The organism is Streptomyces sp. NPDC001493 (assembly GCF_053597235.1).
In genome coordinates, this window is the sequence record NZ_JBSFHV010000007.1 from 90,536 (window position 1) to 108,080 (window position 17,545).

At 70.9% G+C, this 17,545-nt stretch carries 17 protein-coding genes; 16 read left to right on the forward strand and 1 reads right to left on the reverse strand.

All coding sequences use genetic code 11. From position 1 onward, the window contains the following. Positions 1 to 50: 50 nt before the first annotated feature. The 4 genes from dop to prcA all read left to right on the forward strand — a co-directional run bounded on the left by dop (position 51) and on the right by prcA (position 3,918). Positions 51 to 1,562 carry a depupylase/deamidase Dop gene (gene dop, locus ACWCWD_RS12935; RefSeq protein WP_450772486.1) on the forward strand — a complete coding sequence of 504 codons (1,512 nt, stop codon included), beginning with the start codon at positions 51 to 53 and terminating at the stop codon, positions 1,560 to 1,562. A 128-nt stretch (positions 1,563 to 1,690) separates the two neighbouring features. Further along, positions 1,691 to 1,909 carry a ubiquitin-like protein Pup gene (locus ACWCWD_RS12940; RefSeq protein ID WP_266702617.1) on the forward strand — a complete coding sequence of 73 codons (219 nt, stop codon included), beginning with the start codon at positions 1,691 to 1,693 and terminating at the stop codon, positions 1,907 to 1,909. Between the two features lie 316 nt (positions 1,910 to 2,225). Continuing rightward, positions 2,226 to 3,074 (forward strand): proteasome subunit beta, encoded by an 849-nt coding sequence (gene prcB / locus ACWCWD_RS12945; protein WP_450772488.1) that lies wholly within the window; start codon positions 2,226 to 2,228, stop codon positions 3,072 to 3,074. Between the two features lie 64 nt (positions 3,075 to 3,138). After that, positions 3,139 to 3,918, forward strand: a complete 780-nt coding sequence (gene prcA, locus ACWCWD_RS12950; protein WP_450772490.1) for a proteasome subunit alpha — start codon at positions 3,139 to 3,141, stop codon at positions 3,916 to 3,918. Positions 3,919 to 3,983: 65 nt separating this feature from the next. Here prcA and ACWCWD_RS12955 read toward each other — a convergent pair whose 3' ends face one another. Continuing rightward, positions 3,984 to 5,015 (reverse strand): LacI family DNA-binding transcriptional regulator, encoded by a 1,032-nt coding sequence (locus tag ACWCWD_RS12955; protein WP_450772491.1) that lies wholly within the window; start codon positions 5,013 to 5,015, stop codon positions 3,984 to 3,986. A gap of 164 nt (positions 5,016 to 5,179) precedes the next feature. Between ACWCWD_RS12955 and ACWCWD_RS12960 the strand changes: the two genes are divergently transcribed. The 12 genes from ACWCWD_RS12960 (at position 5,180) to ACWCWD_RS13015 (ending at position 17,544) form a co-directional block, all read left to right on the forward strand. Further along, positions 5,180 to 6,442, forward strand: a complete 1,263-nt coding sequence (locus ACWCWD_RS12960; RefSeq protein ID WP_450772492.1) for an MFS transporter — start codon at positions 5,180 to 5,182, stop codon at positions 6,440 to 6,442. 9 nt (positions 6,443 to 6,451) lie between these two features. Continuing rightward, the gene (pafA, locus tag ACWCWD_RS12965; protein WP_266702607.1) at positions 6,452 to 7,813 is read left to right on the forward strand and encodes a Pup--protein ligase; all 1,362 of its coding nucleotides are present in this window, start codon (positions 6,452 to 6,454) and stop codon (positions 7,811 to 7,813) included. Between the two features lie 289 nt (positions 7,814 to 8,102). Then, a complete protein-coding gene (locus tag ACWCWD_RS12970) occupies positions 8,103 to 9,038 on the forward strand; it encodes an FKBP-type peptidyl-prolyl cis-trans isomerase (RefSeq protein ID WP_390964920.1) in 936 nt (311 codons plus the stop codon). 45 nt (positions 9,039 to 9,083) lie between these two features. Further along, positions 9,084 to 9,455 (forward strand): FKBP-type peptidyl-prolyl cis-trans isomerase, encoded by a 372-nt coding sequence (locus ACWCWD_RS12975; RefSeq protein ID WP_450772494.1) that lies wholly within the window; start codon positions 9,084 to 9,086, stop codon positions 9,453 to 9,455. A gap of 225 nt (positions 9,456 to 9,680) precedes the next feature. Then, positions 9,681 to 10,634 (forward strand): helix-turn-helix transcriptional regulator, encoded by a 954-nt coding sequence (locus tag ACWCWD_RS12980; RefSeq protein WP_327174836.1) that lies wholly within the window; start codon positions 9,681 to 9,683, stop codon positions 10,632 to 10,634. Positions 10,635 to 10,663: 29 nt separating this feature from the next. Further along, positions 10,664 to 11,620 carry a helix-turn-helix transcriptional regulator gene (locus tag ACWCWD_RS12985; RefSeq protein WP_450772496.1) on the forward strand — a complete coding sequence of 319 codons (957 nt, stop codon included), beginning with the start codon at positions 10,664 to 10,666 and terminating at the stop codon, positions 11,618 to 11,620. Between the two features lie 35 nt (positions 11,621 to 11,655). Next, the gene (locus tag ACWCWD_RS12990; RefSeq protein ID WP_450772710.1) at positions 11,656 to 11,919 is read left to right on the forward strand and encodes a hypothetical protein; all 264 of its coding nucleotides are present in this window, start codon (positions 11,656 to 11,658) and stop codon (positions 11,917 to 11,919) included. Between the two features lie 35 nt (positions 11,920 to 11,954). Then, on the forward strand, positions 11,955 to 12,152 hold the full coding sequence (locus ACWCWD_RS12995; protein WP_387371924.1) for a hypothetical protein: 198 nt from the start codon (positions 11,955 to 11,957) through the stop codon (positions 12,150 to 12,152). 270 nt (positions 12,153 to 12,422) lie between these two features. Then, a complete protein-coding gene (gene tatA, locus ACWCWD_RS13000; RefSeq protein ID WP_327174832.1) occupies positions 12,423 to 12,716 on the forward strand; it encodes a Sec-independent protein translocase subunit TatA in 294 nt (97 codons plus the stop codon). Positions 12,717 to 12,765: 49 nt separating this feature from the next. Further along, entirely contained in the window at positions 12,766 to 13,731 is a 966-nt protein-coding gene (gene tatC, locus ACWCWD_RS13005; protein ID WP_450772498.1) for a twin-arginine translocase subunit TatC, read from the forward strand. An 18-nt stretch (positions 13,732 to 13,749) separates the two neighbouring features. Beyond that, positions 13,750 to 14,640 carry a diacylglycerol kinase gene (locus tag ACWCWD_RS13010; RefSeq protein WP_450772499.1) on the forward strand — a complete coding sequence of 297 codons (891 nt, stop codon included), beginning with the start codon at positions 13,750 to 13,752 and terminating at the stop codon, positions 14,638 to 14,640. 75 nt (positions 14,641 to 14,715) lie between these two features. Beyond that, positions 14,716 to 17,544, forward strand: coding sequence for a DEAD/DEAH box helicase (locus ACWCWD_RS13015; protein WP_450772501.1), 2,829 nt, complete (start codon positions 14,716 to 14,718; stop codon positions 17,542 to 17,544). Position 17,545: the final 1 nt, after the last annotated feature.

The following is a 17,545-nucleotide window of genomic DNA, read 5'->3' on the forward strand; positions in this document are numbered from 1 at the left end:
GTACTTGAGCGCCGTTCCCGGAGGGGACGACGCCGGGCAAGGAGGGCCGCATGACCGTACGGCGAGTAATGGGCATCGAGACGGAGTACGGGATCTCCGTCCCCGGCCACCCCAACGCCAATGCCATGCTCACCTCGTCCCAGATCGTCAACGCCTACGCGGCGGCGATGCACCGGGCGCGCCGCGCCCGCTGGGACTTCGAGGAGGAGAATCCGCTGCGGGACGCGCGAGGCTTCGACCTCGCCCGCGAGACCGCCGACTCCAGCCAGCTCACCGACGAGGACATCGGTCTGGCCAACGTCATCCTGACCAACGGTGCCCGGCTCTACGTCGACCACGCGCATCCCGAATACAGCTCCCCCGAGATCACCAACCCGCGGGACGCGGTCCTCTGGGACAAGGCCGGCGAGCGCATCATGGCCGAGGCCGCCGAACTGGCCGCCGCCATCCCCGGCGCCCAGCCGATCCACCTCTACAAGAACAACACCGACAACAAGGGCGCCTCCTACGGCACGCACGAGAACTACCTGATGAGACGGGACACCCCCTTCTCGGACATCGTGCGCCATCTGACCCCGTTCTTCGTCAGCCGCCAGGTCGTCACCGGGGCGGGCCGGGTCGGGATCGGGCAGGACGGCCGCGACCACGGCTTCCAGCTCAGCCAGCGCGCCGACTACTTCGAGGTGGAGGTGGGGCTGGAGACGACGCTCAAGCGCCCCATCATCAACACCCGGGACGAGCCGCACTCCGACGCGGAGAAGTACCGCAGGCTGCACGTCATCATCGGCGACGCCAATCTCTCCGAGATCTCGACCTATCTGAAGCTCGGCACCACCGCCCTGGTCCTCTCGATGATCGAGGACGGGTTCATCAACGTGGACCTCGCCGTCGACCAGCCCGTACGGACCCTGCACCAGGTCTCGCACGACCCGTCCCTCCAGCACCTGATCACGCTCCGCAGCGGCCGCACACTCACCGCGGTGCAGCTCCAGATGGAGTACTTCGAGCTGGCCCGCAAGTACGTCGAGGAGCGGTACGGCGCCGACGCCGACGAGCAGACCCGGGACGTCCTGCTGCGCTGGGAGGACACCCTCAACCGCCTGGAGAACGACCCGATGAGCCTGTCGGGGGAGCTGGACTGGGTGGCCAAACGGGCCCTCATGGACGGTTACCGGCGGCGGGACGGCCTGGAGTGGGACGCCCCGCGCCTGCACCTGGTGGACCTCCAGTACGCGGACGTACGGGCCGACAAGGGGCTCTACAACCGCCTCGTGGCCGGCGGGCGGATGAAACGCCTGCTGACGGAGGACGAGGTCGCCAGGGCGCGTACGAAGCCCCCGGAGGACACCCGGGCCTATTTCCGGGGCCGCTGCCTGGACCAGTACGCCGACGACGTGGCCGCCGCCTCCTGGGACTCGGTCATCTTCGACCTGCCGGGCCATGACTCTCTGCAACGGGTGCCCACCATGGAGCCGCTGCGCGGGACGCGGGAGCACGTCAAGAACCTCCTGGACCGCTGCCGCACGGCGGAGGAGCTGGTCCGGGTGCTGTCCGGCGGCTGAACGGGCCGCCGGAGGGGAATGATCGGACCAGGGCCCGGACGTTGGAAAAGTACCGGGCCGATGTCGGACCCCGTGGGTAGGGTCTGATCAAGAGCTTCGAATGCTTCGAACCGAGCGGGGTGAGCTAGATGGCGACCAAGGACACCGGCGGCGGACAGCAGAAGGCGACGCGCTCCACCGAGGAGACCGAGGAGCAGGCGCAGGAAGCGCAGGCTTCGGAGGACCTCAAGGAGCGCCAGGAGAAGCTGAGCGACGACGTCGACTCGGTCCTGGACGAGATCGACGACGTCCTGGAGGAGAACGCCGAGGACTTCGTGCGGAGCTTCGTACAGAAGGGCGGGGAGTAGTCCGCGCGGACAACACCTGTTCCGCGCGCCGGTCACCGGCGGTGAGCGGGCGCCCGGCGCCCTGAACCGCCGGACCGGCTCCTCGGACGCGTGCCGCCGCTGACCGGGAGGTCACCGGCGGCCGCAGGCCGTCGCGGGAGAGGCGGCCGGGGCGACGAACAGCTCCGCCGGCCGCTTCCCCCGTACAGGTGGATCACCGCCACCGGGCGGGTAGGGTCCGTGACGTACGGTGCTTCAACCGCACACCGGCCATCGGCGCATCGGGCGTCCGTCCCGACCCCGGCGGGCCGTCGCATGCATACCTGGAGGGAAACGCGTGGAAGCCAACACTCGTCACACCGGGCGTCTACCAGCTGCGTTCCTGACGCCGGGTTCGTCCTCGTTCATGGACTTCCTGTCCGACCACGCACCCGCGATGCTCCCGGGCAACCGGAACCTCCCGCCGCTCAAGGGAGCCGTCGAGGCGCCGCACGGGACGACCATCGTCGCGGCCTCGTTCCCCGGCGGCGTGGTGCTCGCCGGTGACCGGCGGGCGACCATGGGCAACATGATCGCCCAGCGCGACATCGAGAAGGTGTTCCCCGCCGACGAGTACTCCGCCGTCGGCATCGCGGGCACCGCCGGTCTCGCGGTGGAGATGGTCAAGCTGTTCCAGCTGGAGCTGGAGCACTTCGAGAAGGTCGAGGGCGCCCAGCTCTCGCTGGAGGGCAAGGCCAACCGCCTCTCCACGATGATCCGCGGCAACCTGGCGATGGCCATGCAGGGACTCGCGGTCGTCCCCCTCTTCGCCGGCTACGACGTCGACAAGGGCCGGGGCAGGATCTTCTCCTACGACGTCACCGGCGGACGCTCCGAGGAGCACGCCGGATACGCCTCCACCGGCTCCGGCTCGCTCTTCGCCCGGGGCTCCATGAAGAAGCTCTACCGCGAGGACCTGACGGAGTCCCAGGCGCTCACCCTGGTCGTGCAGGCCCTGTACGACGCAGCGGACGACGACTCCGCGACCGGCGGCCCCGACGTGGCGCGCCGCATCTACCCGATCGTCACCGTCATCACCGACGAGGGCTTCCGCCGGCTGTCGGACGGGGAGTCCTCCGCGATCGCCCGCGAGATCCTGGAGCGCCGCCTCGAACACCCCGACGGCCCGCGCGCGGCTCTGCTCTGATCCGGCCCGGGGTTCCGGGGATTTCGAGATGCACTCGTCACTGACAGAAAGGGACGGATAGCCGGTGTCGACGCCGTTCTATGTCTCACCCCAGCAGGCCATGGCCGACCGGGCGGAATACGCCCGCAAAGGCATCGCCCGCGGTCGCAGCCTGGTTGTGCTGCAGTACGCCGACGGCATTGTGTTCGTCGGCGAGAACCCGTCCCGCGCGCTGCACAAGTTCAGCGAGATCTACGACCGGATCGGCTTCGCCGCCGCCGGCAAGTACAACGAGTACGAGAACCTCCGCATCGGCGGGGTGCGCTACGCCGATCTGCGCGGATACACCTACGACCGCGACGACGTGACGGCCCGTGGGCTGGCCAACGTCTACGCGCAGACGCTCGGCACCATCTTCTCCAGCGCGGCCGAGAAGCCGTACGAGGTGGAGCTGGTCGTCGCCGAGGTCGGCGCCGAGCCCGAGGGCGACCAGATCTACCGGCTGCCGCACGACGGCTCGATCGTGGACGAGCACGGGTCGGTCGCGGTCGGCGGGAACGCCGAGCAGATCAGCACCTTCCTCGACCAGCGGCACCGCGACGGCATGACGCTCGCCGAGGCGCTCAAGCTCGCCGTGCAGGCGCTCTCCCGCGACCCCAACGGCAGCGAGCGGGAGATCCCCGCGGAGCGGCTGGAGGTCGCGGTGCTGGACCGGACCCGGCCCCAGCAGCGCAAGTTCAAGCGGATCGTCGGACGGCAGCTCGCGCGGCTGCTGGAGGCCGACGGCGCCGCGGCCACCACGCCCACGGACGCACCGTCCGACACGGAGGAGTCCGAGGGGACGAGCGGTTCCGCCGAGGAGTAGTCCGCGACGGACGACATGACGGTGCCCGGGTCTGGTCCGACGGACGAGACCCGGGCACCGTCATGTCATCCGCCCGCCGGCGGCGGGGCGGTGGAGCCGCGCACCACCAGCTCCACCGGCAGGCTGCCGGTGCGGGCGGGGCGGCCCTCCAGCACCGCGAGCAGAGCCGCCATGCCCCGCTCGCCGACCTGCTCCGCGGGGAGGGCCACCGTGGTCAGCTCGGGTTCCACCGCGGTGGCGAGCGCCAGGTCGTCGAAGCCCGACACGGACAGGTCGTCGGGCACCCGCAGGCCCAGCCGCCGTGCCGCCTTGCAGGCGCCCGCCGCCAGCACGTCCCCGTCGCAGACCAGCGCGGTCGGCCGGGGCCCCGGCGCGGTCAGCGCCGCCTCGGCCGCCCGCAGCCCGCCGGAGACCTCCAGCGGCGAGGCGACCGTGCGCAGCGAGGTGCCGGGCACGGCGGCGAGCGCCTCGCGCAGGGCGCGGGCGCGCACCGCGAAGGTCCACGAGTCGACGGCGGCGGCCACGTGCGTGAAGCGGCGGTGGCCGAGGGCGAGCAGGTGCTCCGCGACCTGGCGCATTCCGTCCGCGATGTCGAGGTTCACCTGGGCCGCCGCACCCGCCCCGGACGGGTCGCTGTCCAGCATCACCAGCGGCAGCTCCGTACCGCCCAGCGCCCCGAGGGCCTCGGTCGCCATGGAGGAGGCGATCACCCCGTCGAGCGCCGCGCGGGCGCTGGCGAAGGGGTCCTTCGCCGGTCCGGTGCCGTCGGGCGACGGGTAGAGCACCACGCCGAAGTCGTGGTCCGCGGCGACCGAGGCGGCACCCGTGTAGACCCGGGCGAAGAACTCGTGGGTGAGCGCGGGCACCACCAGCAGCGCGGTCCTGGTCCGGCCCAGGCGCAGGCTGCGGGCGGCGAGGTTGGGCCGGTAGCCGAGCTCGCGTGCGCCGGCCCGGACCCGCTCGGCGGTGGCTTCCGACACCCGGCCGGACCACTTGCCGCCCAGTACCAGGGAGACCGTCGCCTGCGACACCCCCGCGACCCGCGCCACGTCCCGGCTGGTGGGGCGGGCCGGGGCCGGCTGGGACGGGCTGCTCACTGGGGCCTCCGTGCGGGTGGTGGCGGTGCCGACCGATCGGTTCCGGCCGGGCGGCCGGTGCCGCGCGGTGGACCGGCGGACTGCGCACATGGTACGTATGACCCTCGACGTTATACGTAAAACCTCGGGCGGGCGCGGGCCCGTACCGGGGGAGAGGGGCGGGAATGGCCGCGGGATATCTGGACATCCTCCGGGAGCGGCACGCGGCCCGGCTGCTCACCGGAACCCTGGTGGGGCGGCTGCCGAACGGCATCGCCCCGATCGCGATCGTGCTCTTCATCCGGGCCGAGGGCGGCAGCTACTCGCTGGCCGGCGGGCTCGCCGCCGCGTACGGCCTCGCCACGGCGGTCGGGCAGCCGCTCCTCGGCCGGGCTGTGGACCTGTACGGCCAGCCGCGCGTGCAGTTGCCGGCGTCGGTCGTCTCCGCCCTCGGCATGGTGCTGCTGGCCCTGGTGGGCCTGGACCCGCTGCCGCTCGCCTACGCGGCGGTCGTCGTCGCCGGGGTCGCCACCCCGCCCCTGGAGGGCGGACTGCGCGCGCTCTGGCCCTCCGTCCTCGGGCAGCGCGAGGAGCGGGTGCACCGCGCCTACGCGCTGGACGCGGTCGCCCAGGAGGTCATGTTCACCGCGGGGCCGCTGCTGGTGACCCTGCTGGTGTCGCTCTGGTCGCCCGCCGTGGCGCTCCTCGTCGTCAACGCCGCCGGGGTCCTCGGGGCGCTCTCGGTGGTCCTGTCCGAGCCCTCCCGCACCTGGCGGTCCGCACCCCGCGAGGCCCACTGGCTCGGCGCCCTGCGCTCGCCCGGACTCCTCGCCCTCCTCGGCGCGCTCTTCTTCGTCGGGATCGCGCTCGGCTCGATCACCGTGGCGGGCGTCGCCTACGCCGACGACCAGGGCCGCGAGTCGGTGTACGGCTGGCTGATGGCGGCGCTCGGCCTCGGCGCGCTCATCGGCGGCGCGGTGTACGGGGCCCGGCAGTGGGCCGGTGCGCCCGAGCGGCGGCTCCGCTCCCTCGTCGCCCTGCTCGCCCTCGGCTACCTGCCGCTGATGCTGACGCCCGGCGTGGTCGCGATGACGGCCCTCGCCGCCCTCGCCGGGGTGTTCCTCGCCCCGGCCATCGCCTGCTCGTTCATCGTGGTCGACCGGCACGCACCCCGGGGCACCGTGACCGAGGCGTTCTCCTGGCTGGTGACGACCATCGGCGTGGGCGCGGCGGCCGGTACGGCGGTGGCGGGGCCGGCCGTCGAGCTGGGCGGGACGGCCTGGAGTTTCGCCGTCGCGGGAGCGGGCGGAGTCGCCGCGCTCATCGTTCTGCTGGCCACCGGAAAGGTCCTCGCAGTTCCCGCACGCGCGCGCACCGTTGTGGCCGGATCGGAAAATGATCGAAACGGAGCTGTCGAACCCGGTTTCAGCTCACGCCGTAAGGCGTAATGTTCAGTCATGGACCGCCGCATTTTCGGGCTGGAGAACGAGTACGGCGTCACGTGCACGTTCAGGGGACAGCGCCGACTGTCACCTGACGAAGTGGCGCGCTACCTCTTCCGCCGTGTCGTGTCATGGGGCCGCAGCAGCAATGTCTTTCTGCGGAACGGCGCCCGCCTCTACCTCGACGTGGGTTCGCATCCGGAATACGCAACTCCCGAATGCGACAACCTCACTGAGCTTGTCACCCACGACAAGGCAGGCGAACGCATTCTGGAAGGTCTGCTCGTCGACGCCGAACGCCGCCTGCACGAGGAAGGAATCGCGGGCGACGTCTATCTCTTCAAGAACAACACCGACTCAGCGGGCAACTCCTACGGCTGCCACGAGAACTACCTCGTGGCCCGCCACGGGGAATTCTCCCGGCTCGCGGACATCCTCATTCCGTTCCTCGTCACGAGGCAGCTGATCTGCGGCGCGGGCAAGGTCTTGCAGACCCCGCGCGGAGCGGTCTACTGCGTGAGCCAGCGTGCCGAGCACATCTGGGAGGGCGTCAGCTCCGCCACCACGCGCTCCCGTCCGATCATCAACACCCGCGACGAACCGCACGCGGACGCCGAGCGCTACCGCCGCCTGCACGTCATCGTCGGTGACTCGAACATGTCCGAGACGACCATGCTGCTCAAGGTCGGGGCCACCGACCTCGTGCTCCGCATGATCGAGGCGGGCACGGTGATGCGCGACCTGACGCTGGAGAACCCGATCCGGGCCATCCGCGAGGTCAGCCACGACACGACCGGCCGGCGCAAGGTGCGTCTGGCCAGCGGCCGTGAGGCGTCGGCCATCGAGATCCAGCGCGAGTACTACGACAAGGCGGTCGACTTCGTCGAACGCCGGGGCATCCGCACCGGCACCGTCGACCAGGTCCTCGAACTCTGGGGCCGCACCCTGGACGCGATCGAGGCGGAGGACCTCGACAAGATCGCCACCGAGATCGACTGGGTCATGAAGTACAAGCTCATCGAGCGGTACCGGGCCAAGCACAACATGACCATGTCGCACCCGAGGGTCGCCCAGATAGACCTCGCCTACCACGACATCCACCGGCGCCGGGGTCTGTACTACCTCCTGGAGCGCAAGGGCCAGGCCACCCGCATCTGCAACGACCTGAAGATCTTCGAGGGCAAATCCGTGCCCCCGCAGACCACCCGGGCGCGGCTGCGCGGGGACTTCATCAAGCGGGCCCAGGAGCAGCGGCGGGACTTCACCGTCGACTGGGTCCACCTCAAGCTCAACGACCAGGCACAGCGCACGGTGTTGTGCAAGGACCCGTTCCGGTCCGTCGACGACCGGGTGGAGAAGCTGATCGCGGGCATGTGAGGTCCCGCGCGCGCCGGCCTTCCGTGCCGGCGCGGAGTGAACGTCACCGTGCCGCCGGGCGCGGACGGACAGGCCCCGGAACACCCGTTCCGGGGCCTGTCCGTGTGTCCGTACCCATCGGGGCCCGCGCGTTCGAACACCACGCCGCACGGAGCGCCCGACGGTCGCACGCACGGGGGAGACGACCGGACGGGCCGCGGCGCGGGGCGTCACGAACCGGCTCCGCGCCGCGCGAAGGCCGTAAGGTGTCCGGGACCCATGACTGTGTCGTCTGAGATCTGAGGAACCAGTGCGCCGACTTGCCGGCCTTCTCGTCGTCCCCCTCCTGCTGCTCTCCGCAGCCTGCGGCAGCGACGACAAGGCCTCCGACTCCGCCTCGTCCGAGACCGGCGTGCCCGCGATCACCGCGGGTGCCAAGTTCGGTGAGAAACCCACCCTCGCCAAGGGCGAGGGCGACCCGCCCAAGGAGCTGAAGACCACGGTCATCAGCGAGGGCGACGGCGCCGCGCTGAAGAACGGCGACGCGGTCCAGGTCAACTACCTCGGCCAGGCGTGGGACTCCACGAAGCCCTTCGACAACAGCTTCGACCGCAAGAGCCCGTTCGACCTGACCCTGGGCGCCGGCATGGTCATCCAGGGCTGGGACAAGGGGCTCGTCGGCCAGAAGGTCGGCAGCCGCGTCCAGCTCGTCATCCCGCCGGACCTCGGCTACGGCGCGCAGGGGCAGGGCGACATCAAGCCCAACGCGACCCTCGTCTTCGTCATCGACGTCGTCAAGGCCACCCAGATCCCGACGTCCGCCGAGGGAACCAAGGTCGCCCAGAACGACGCCGCGCTGCCGAAGGTCGGGACCAACACCGACGGCAAGGCGCCCAGCGTCACCATCCCGAAGAGCGACCCGCCCACCAAGCTCTCCTCCACCTACGTGCTGGAGTCCGACGGTGAGGTCATCAAGGACACCGACAGCGTCGTGGTGAACTACGTGGGGCTGCTGTGGAAGGACGGAAAGACGTTCGACAGCACCTACGAACAGGGGAAGACGCAGACCTTCCCGCTGGAGCAGGTGACCCTCAAGGGCCTCAAGAACGGTCTGGTCGGCAAGAAGATCGGCAGCCGGGTCCTTCTGGTCATCCCGCCGGACCAGGCCTTCGGCGACACCGCGCAGCAGTCGATTCCGGCCAAGTCCACCCTGGTGTTCGCGGTGGACCTCCTGACGAAGATGTAAGACTGTCCCGGTTGTGCAGTTCATCTTTTCTGAGGAGCAGTTTCAGTGAGCATCGAGAAGCCCGAGGTCGACTTCCCGGGTGGCGAGGCGCCGAAGGACCTTGAGATCAAGGAGATCTGGGAGGGTGACGGCGCCGTCGCCGAGGATGGCGACAACGTCTCCGTCCACTACGTGGGCGTGGCCTTCTCCACCGGTGAAGAGTTCGACTCCTCGTGGAACCGGGGTACGCCGCTCCAGTTCAAGCTCGGCTCCGGCATGGTCATCAAGGGCTGGGACCAGGGCGTCAAGGGAATGAAGGTCGGCGGCCGCCGCCAGCTGATCATCCCGGCGCACCTCGCCTACGGCGACCGTGGCGCCGGCCGCGCCATCGCGCCGGGTGAGACGCTGATCTTCGTCTGCGACCTCGTCGCTGTCTGATCATCCGATCGTCGGGCGGTCCGACCATCTGGCCGCCTGATCCTCTGGCCGGACAGCGACCCTGTCGCCGTCCGCCGGGATCGCGCCTCCCCCGCGGAGGCCAGGGAGGGCCCGTGCCGTCAGGCACGGGCCCTCCCGCCGTCCGTCCGGGGCACGCGTGTTTTTGCCGGGACCCCCGGGGGCGGTACGGTCGAGCGTCGTAGCGCATGGAGAGAAAGGGCGTCGATGGCGATTGCCAAGGCCGAGCGGCTGATGAACCTCGCGCTGTGCCTGCTGGGCACCCGGCGTCCGCTCAGCAAGCGTGAGCTGCGGGGCTCCATCGAGGCATACCTCGAAGCCGGATCGGACGATTCCTTCAACCGCATGTTCGAGCGCGACAAGGACGATCTGCGCGAACTCGGCCTCGTCATCGAGACCGTCGAGGGACTCGACGGCGACATCGGCTACCTCGCCCGCCGGGACAGCAACCGGCTCCCCCCGATCACCCTCAGCGCGGAGGAGGCGGCGGCCCTGGAGATCGCCGCCAAGGTGTGGCAGCAGGCCCGCCTCGCCGGAGCGGCCAGCGGCGCGCTGCAGAAGCTCCGCGCCGCCGGAATGCCCGAGGCCGAGGACACGTACGAGGTACCGAGCGCCCTCGAACCGCGCATCCCCGTGCACGAGGCCGCCTTCGAACCGCTGATGCTCGCCTGCCGCGACCGGCGCCCGGTCACCTTCGACTACCGCAAGGGCAACTCCGCCCACGCCGAGCAGCGTCAGGTCGAGCCCTGGGGACTGGAGTGCTGGCGCGGCCACTGGTACCTGGCCGGCTGGGACCGCGAGCGGGGCGCCGAGCGCGTGTTCCGCCTCTCGCGCATCACGGGCAGGGTCCGCTCCCGTGCCGGAGTCTTCACCGCCGCCATCCCCGACGTGGTCACCGTCCGGGAGACCGTGGAGAGCTGGGCCGGCGAGACCGCGACCCGTACCGCCCGGATCAGACTGCGCACCGGCGCCGGCTTCCCGCTGCGTTCCCGCGCGGTCTCGACGCGGGACCTCGGCGACGGCTGGGACGAACTGGAGATCCCGTACGGGCACGGCCTCGACGCCTGGCTCGTCGAGTTCGGACCGGACGTCGTCGTGCTCGAACCGGCCGATCTGCGGGCCGACGTGGTCGACCGGCTGCGCGCCGTGGCCAAGGACTGAAGGACTCCAGGAACGAGGACGACGACACCATGGCCACGAACGCGATCGACCAGACCCGGCGGATGCTCTCCCTGGTGACCTATCTGCGGGAGCGCCCCGGCGCCCATGTGCAGGATGTCGCCCGGGCCTTCGGCATCACCGAGGACGAGCTCATCTCCGACCTCGACGTGCTGCCCATGTGCGGGACCAGCTTCCGCGGCGGCGACCTGCTCGACATCGACACCGACGGCGACCGGATCTGGTGGCACAACCCGGACGACGTCGCGGAGCCGCTGCGGCTCGCCGCCGACGAGGCCACCGCGCTGCTCGTCGCCGCCCGTGCCGTGGCCACCCTGCCCGGACTGCGCGAGAGCGACCGGCTCGCGCTCGTCCGGGCCACCGCCAAGCTGGAGACGGCAGCGGGGGAGACCGGTGCGGCCAGCTCCCGTCTCTCGGTGACCTTCGAGTCCGAGGGCGGCGTCTTCGCCGAGGTCGACCGGGCCATCTCCGAGCGCAGACGGCTCTGGCTCCGCTACTACTCGCCCGCCCGCGACCAGCTCACCGAGCGCGAGGTGGACCCGATCCGGCTCTTCGCCGTGGGCCACACCTACCTGGAGGGCTGGTGCCGGCTCTCCGAGGACCGGCGCACCTTCCGCCTCGACCGGGTCGCGGAGATCAAGCTGCTCGACGCCCCGGCGGCACCCCCGGAACTGGAGCTCCGGGACCTCTCGGAGGGGCTCGTGCAGCCGGCCGCCGAGGACCCGGAAGTGGTGATCGAGGTCGGCGCGGGCGGCCGCTGGGTCGCCGAGTACTACCCGCACGACCGTGCCGAGGAGCGCCCCGACGGCGGTCTGCGGATCACCCTGCGCACCCCGGACCCGGCCTCCCTGCGGAGGCTGGCGCTCCGTCTCGGCGGAGAGGGCCGCATCGTCTCGCCCCCCGAGCTCGCCGACAGCGCCCGCCGGGCCGCCGCCGAAGCGCTCGCCGCCTACGAGGGCGCGGTCTGACGATGACCGGAACACAGGACGGCACGAAGACCCGGATGCCCCGCGTGACGGGCGACGCGGCCCGGATCGCGGCGGCCCGCGCCGTACGGTTCAGGGCAGGCTGCCCCGACTGCCGTACGCGGTTCGAGCTCGGTGCCGAGGCGCTGCGTCTGGCGATCGGGGCGGGCCCCCGCACCACCTTCTACTCCTTCACCTGTCCCGAGTGCGGCTCGGCCGTGCGCAAGCCCGCCGGGGAGCGCATCGTCGAGCTCCTCACCGGCGGCGGCGTGCGGACCCTGCGGCTGCACACCGCTCCCTGAACGCCGTCCCGTTTCCCCGGAAGAGGATCCGCCGCATGTTCTGGCCCATGCTCGCCATCGCCCTGGGGTTCCTGGGGATCGCCGTCCTCGGTGTTCTCGCCGTCCGGGTCTTCCTGGAAGTCCGGCGGCTGGGCCGCCAGGTGGCGACCACGTCGGAGCGGATCAACCGGGCCGCCCAGGACCTGGAGCGGGCCGCGACCCGTCTCGCCTCCACGGCCGACGTCCTGCGGTGAGGGGTGTCCCGTATCCCTGGCAGGTGTGCGAGGAACCACGGGACGGTCATTAGCCGGAACCGCGCCCTCTGGAAAACCCGGACCGCGCGGTACCCTGCTGAAGTCGGTCCAGGCAGGAGGCGTGGTCCGGAACCGCGCGTATACGCAGGCATTGCCTCGCGTTTACTCCTGCGGGTTACGATCGCTGCCAGCTGACGGGTCGGACACCTGTCCGACTGATCGGGTAGTGAGCCCGCTCCTCCAGTCACCCCAGTGAGAAGGAAGTCGCACATGATCGGCAATCTGAAGCCGCTAGAGATCGTTCTGATCATCGCTGTCATCCTGCTGCTCTTCGGTGCCAAGAAGCTTCCGGACATGGCGCGCTCGCTCGGCAAGTCCGCCCGCATCCTCAAGAGCGAGGCCAAGGCGATGAAGCGCGACGACGCCGAGCCCGCCACCCCGGCCGCCGAGACGGTCGCGGACCCCGCGCCGCAGGCCGCCGCCACCCGTACCATCCAGGCCGCCCCGGGCGATGTCACCAGCTCCCGCCCCGTCGCCGAGCCCAAGCCCACCACCCAGAGCTGACAGCTGATCCGTTCCACCGACAGCTGCCGCACGAGACGAGGGAAGTGGGTTGCTCAAGTCTGCCCGCAAGCAGGAGAAGAACGACGAGGGGCGGATGCCCCTCCTCGATCACCTGCGTGAGCTGCGTAACCGGCTTCTGAAGGCCGTTCTGGCCATTGTCGTGGTGACGATCGTCGCCGCCTTCTTCCAGAAGGACATCTACGACTTCCTTCTGAAGCCGATCCTCTCGTCGGTCGGCTGCAAGAACGGCGTGGTCACCGCGATCAACGGCAAGCCGTGCGCGCTGCTGAAGACCGACACCCTGATGGCGCCGTTCACCAACGCCCTCAAGGTCGCTCTGATGTCCGGCGTGCTCCTCGCCACACCGGTCTGGCTCTACCAGCTCTGGGCCTTCGTGGCCCCGGGGCTGCACAAGAACGAGAAGCGGTACGCCTACGGCTTCGCCGTCCTCGGCGCCCCGCTCTTCCTGGCCGGCGGTTACCTCGCCTACCTGATCCTGCCGCAGACCGCGCAGATCATGCTCGGCTTCAGCCCGGACAGCGTGCAGAACCAGATCGGGCTCGACAGCTACCTCGACCTGCTGACCCGCATGATCGTGGTCTTCGGCCTGGCCTTCGAGCTCCCCCTGCTGCTCGTCGCGCTGAACCTCACCGGGATCGTCACCGGTAAGCGGATGCTCGGCTGGTGGCGCGGGATGATCGTCGGCCTCACCGCCTTCGCCGCCATCGCCACCCCCGGTGGCGAGCCGCTGTCGATGCTGCTGCTGGCCGGCCCGCTGGCCGTCCTGTACTTCTTCGCGACCGGCTTCTCGCTCCTGAACGACAAGCGCCGCAACCGCGGCAACCCCGATGCCGACCTCGACGACGACGAGGCCTCGGAGCTCGACCTCACTCCCGAACGCATCGACACCGTGGAGAGCGTGTCCGCGGGCCGGGCCACCCTTCCCGGACAGGCGTCGGGCGAGCAGGACGGTGCCGGATCGCAACATCTCAACGGTTACGACGACATCACCTGACCTTGTAGGGTCCGGCGGGTGACCAGCGAGATCACCCTCTTCGTCAATCCCACCGCGGGCAGCGGCCGGGGCGCGCACGCCGCGCAGCCGGCCGCTTCCGCGTTGAGGGACGCCGGATTCTCCGTACGGACCGTGCTCGGCGAGGACGCGGCCGACGCCCTGCGCCGGGCGCGGGAGGCGGTGGCCTCCGGCACCGGTGCGCTGATCGCGGTGGGCGGCGACGGCATGGTCTCCCTCGCGCTCCAGGCGGTGGCCGGTACCCGGACCCCGCTCGGGGTGGTCGCCGTCGGCACCGGCAACGACTTCGCCCGGACCCTCGGGCTCCCGGTGCGCGATCCTCTGGCCGCCGGACGGCTGGCGGCCGACGCCCTGAAGCGGGACCGCATACGCACCCTCGACCTCGGGCGGGCCGGCGACCGGTGGTTCGGCACCGTGCTGGCGTCCGGCTTCGACTCCCGGGTCAACGACCGGGGCAACCGGATGCGCCGGATCCCCGGCCGCTTCAAGTACGACCTGGCGATCCTCGCCGAGCTGGCCTCCTTCCGGCCGGTCCCGTACCGGATACGGCTGGACGGCGGGGCCGTCCGGGAGGTCGAGGCGACCCTGGTCGCCGTCGGCAACGGGTCCTCCTACGGCGGTGGCATGCGGATCTGCGCGGACGCCGCCATGGACGACGGGCTCTTCGACGTGACCGTCGTCGGCGACTGCAGCCGGACCACTCTGCTGAAGGTCTTCCCGCGGGTCTACCGGGGGACCCACCTCACGCACCCCGTGGTCACCGTCCACCGCGCCGCCTCCGTCGAACTGGCCGCCGCCTCCACCACCGCCTACGCCGACGGCGAACCCCTGGGAGCGCTCCCGGTGACGGCGGTGTGCGTACCGGGCGCCGTACGGGTCCTCACCGGCTGAGCGCGCGCCCCGGCCGGGGCGGCCGGAAAAAGGGCGCATGGACTGTCGGAGGTGGCGGGTAGGCTCGTCAACAAGATGACAGAGGACCTCTCACCAGCCGAGCGCTACCACGCCTCCCGCCTCCGCCAGGCCGAGATGGCCACGGCGCTGTGGCCCTTCCGCGAGATGTACGAGTTCGAACTCGACCCCTTCCAGATCGAGGCCTGCAAGGCACTGGAAGCGGGCAAGGGCGTGCTGGTCGCGGCCCCGACCGGTTCGGGCAAGACGATCGTCGGCGAGTTCGCGGTGCACCTCGCCCTGGAGCAGGGGCGCAAGTGCTTCTACACCACGCCGATCAAGGCGCTCTCCAACCAGAAGTTCGCCGACCTGGTCAAGCGCTACGGCGCCGACAAGGTCGGCCTGCTGACCGGTGACAACAGCGTCAACTCCGAAGCGCCGGTGGTCGTGATGACCACCGAGGTGCTGCGGAACATGCTGTACGCGGGCTCCCAGTCCCTCAACGGCCTCGGATACGTCGTGATGGACGAGGTGCACTACCTCTCCGACCGCTTCCGGGGCGCGGTCTGGGAGGAAGTGATCATCCACCTGCCCGAATCCGTGACGCTGGTCTCTCTCTCCGCGACCGTCTCCAACGCCGAGGAGTTCGGCGACTGGCTGGACACCGTGCGCGGCGACACCGAGGTCATCGTCTCCGAGGAGCGGCCGGTTCCGCTCTGGCAGCACGTGCTGGCCGGGCGGCGGATGTACGACCTCTTCGAGGAGGAGACCGACCACGGAGGCCGGGGCTCCGCCCGTCGCGAGACCAACCCCGACCTGATCCGGCTCGCCCGCATGGAGAGCCAGGGCGGGTACAACCCGCGCGACCGCCGCCGCGGCAAGATGGTGCGCGAGGCGGACCGTGAGCGCGAGCGCCGCCAGCGGAGCCGGATCTGGACGCCCTCGCGTCCCGAGGTGATCGACCGGCTGGACGCCGAGGGGCTGCTGCCCGCCATCACCTTCATCTTCAGCCGGGCCGGCTGCGAGGCGGCCGTGCAGCAGTGCCTCGCCGCCGGGCTGCGGCTCAACGACGAGGACAAGCGCCGCCTGGTGCGGGAGATCGTCGAGGAGCGGACCGCCTCCATCCCCGCCGAGGACCTGCACGTCCTCGGGTACTACGAATGGCTCGAAGGCCTGGAGCGGGGCATCGCCGCGCACCACGCGGGCATGCTGCCGACCTTCAAGGAGGTCGTGGAGGAGCTCTTCGTCCGCGGTCTGGTCAAGGCCGTCTTCGCCACCGAGACCCTCGCGCTCGGCATCAACATGCCGGCGCGTTCGGTGGTGCTGGAGAAGCTCGTCAAGTGGAACGGCGAGCAGCACGCGGACATCACGCCCGGCGAATACACCCAGCTCACCGGGCGCGCGGGACGCCGTGGCATCGATGTCGAGGGCCACGCCGTGGTGCTCTGGCAGCGCGGCATGGACCCGGGCGCGCTGGCCGGGCTCGCGGGGACGCGTACGTACCCGCTCCGCTCCAGCTTCCGTCCGTCGTACAACATGGCGGTCAACCTGGTGCAGCAGTTCGGGCGGCACCGTTCGCGCGAGCTGCTGGAGACCTCCTTCGCGCAGTTCCAGGCGGACCGCTCGGTCGTCGGGATCTCCCGTCAGGTCCAGCGCAACGAAGAGGGCCTGGAGGGGTACCGCGAGGGCATGACCTGCCACCTCGGGGACTTCGAGGAGTACGCCCGCCTGCGGCGGGACCTCAAGGACCGCGAGACCGACCTGGCCAAGCAGGGCGCCTCGCAGCGCCGTGCCGCCGCCGCCTCCTCCCTGGAGAAGCTCAAGCCGGGCGACATCATCCACGTGCCGACCGGCAAGTTCGCCGGGCTCGCGCTGGTGCTCGACCCCGGCATCCCCGCCGGACGGACCAACGGCCACCGCGGTTTCGACCAGCACGACGGTCCGCGCCCGCTGGTGCTCACCGCCGAGCGCCAGGTGAAGCGGCTGGCGTCGATGGACTTCCCCGTCCCGGTGGAGGCCATCGAGCGGATGCGGGTGCCCAAGACGTTCAACCCGCGCTCGCCGCAGTCCCGCCGCGACCTCGCCTCCGCCCTGCGGACCAAGGCCGGGCACATCGTGCCGGACCGCCACCGCAAGGGACGCGCCGCCGCCGCCGACGACCGGGAGATCGCCCGCCTGCGCTCCGAGCTGCGGGCCCACCCCTGTCACGGCTGCGACGAGCGCGAGGACCACGCGCGCTGGGCGGAGCGGTACCACCGCCTCAAGCGCGACACCCGGCAGCTGGAGAACCGCATCGAGGGACGGACGAACACCATCGCCCGCACCTTCGACCGGATCGTGGCCCTGCTGACCGAGCTGGACTACCTGCGCTCCAACGAGGTCACCGAGCACGGCCGACGGCTGGCCCGGCTCTACGGCGAGCTCGACCTGCTGGCGAGCGAGTGCCTGCGGGACGGGGTCTGGGAAGGCCTCAACCCCGCCGAACTCGCGGCCTGCGTCTCGGCGCTGGTGTACGAGGCACGGCAGGCGGACGACGCGGTGGCGCCCAAGCTGCCGTCCGGCCCGGCGAAGACGGCCATGGCCGAGATGGTCCGCATCTGGGGACGGCTCGACGCCCTGGAGGAGGACTTCAAGATCAACCAGACCGAGGGGGTCGGCCAGCGCGAGCCCGACCTCGGCTTCGCCTGGGCGGTCTACATGTGGGCCTCCGGCCGCACCCTGGACGAGGTGCTGCGCGAGGCCGAGATGCCGGCCGGCGACTTCGTCCGCTGGTGCAAGCAGGTCATCGACGTGCTCGGACAGGTGGCCGCCGCGGCCCCGCGCGAGGGCAGCACGGTGGCGAAGAACGCCCGCAAGGCCGTCGACGGAGTGCTGCGCGGCGTGGTGGCGTACAGCTCGGTGGGCTGAG

Bases quoted from the DNA above. Each gene is read 5' to 3' on its own strand.
- ACWCWD_RS12990 (WP_450772710.1), top strand. From the start codon at position 11,656: ATGCCCCGCGTGACGGGCGACGCGGCCCGGATCGCGGCGGCCCGCGCC.
- pafA (WP_266702607.1), top strand. From the start codon at position 6,452: ATGGACCGCCGCATTTTCGGGCTGGAGAACGAGTACGGCGTCACGTGC.
- ACWCWD_RS12980 (WP_327174836.1), top strand. From the start codon at position 9,681: ATGGCGATTGCCAAGGCCGAGCGGCTGATGAACCTCGCGCTGTGCCTG.
- ACWCWD_RS12995 (WP_387371924.1), top strand. From the start codon at position 11,955: ATGTTCTGGCCCATGCTCGCCATCGCCCTGGGGTTCCTGGGGATCGCC.
- ACWCWD_RS12985 (WP_450772496.1), top strand. From the start codon at position 10,664: ATGGCCACGAACGCGATCGACCAGACCCGGCGGATGCTCTCCCTGGTG.
- ACWCWD_RS12940 (WP_266702617.1), top strand. From the start codon at position 1,691: ATGGCGACCAAGGACACCGGCGGCGGACAGCAGAAGGCGACGCGCTCC.
- dop (WP_450772486.1), top strand. From the start codon at position 51: ATGACCGTACGGCGAGTAATGGGCATCGAGACGGAGTACGGGATCTCC.
- tatA (WP_327174832.1), top strand. From the start codon at position 12,423: ATGATCGGCAATCTGAAGCCGCTAGAGATCGTTCTGATCATCGCTGTC.
- ACWCWD_RS12960 (WP_450772492.1), top strand. From the start codon at position 5,180: ATGGCCGCGGGATATCTGGACATCCTCCGGGAGCGGCACGCGGCCCGG.
- ACWCWD_RS13015 (WP_450772501.1), top strand. From the start codon at position 14,716: ATGACAGAGGACCTCTCACCAGCCGAGCGCTACCACGCCTCCCGCCTC.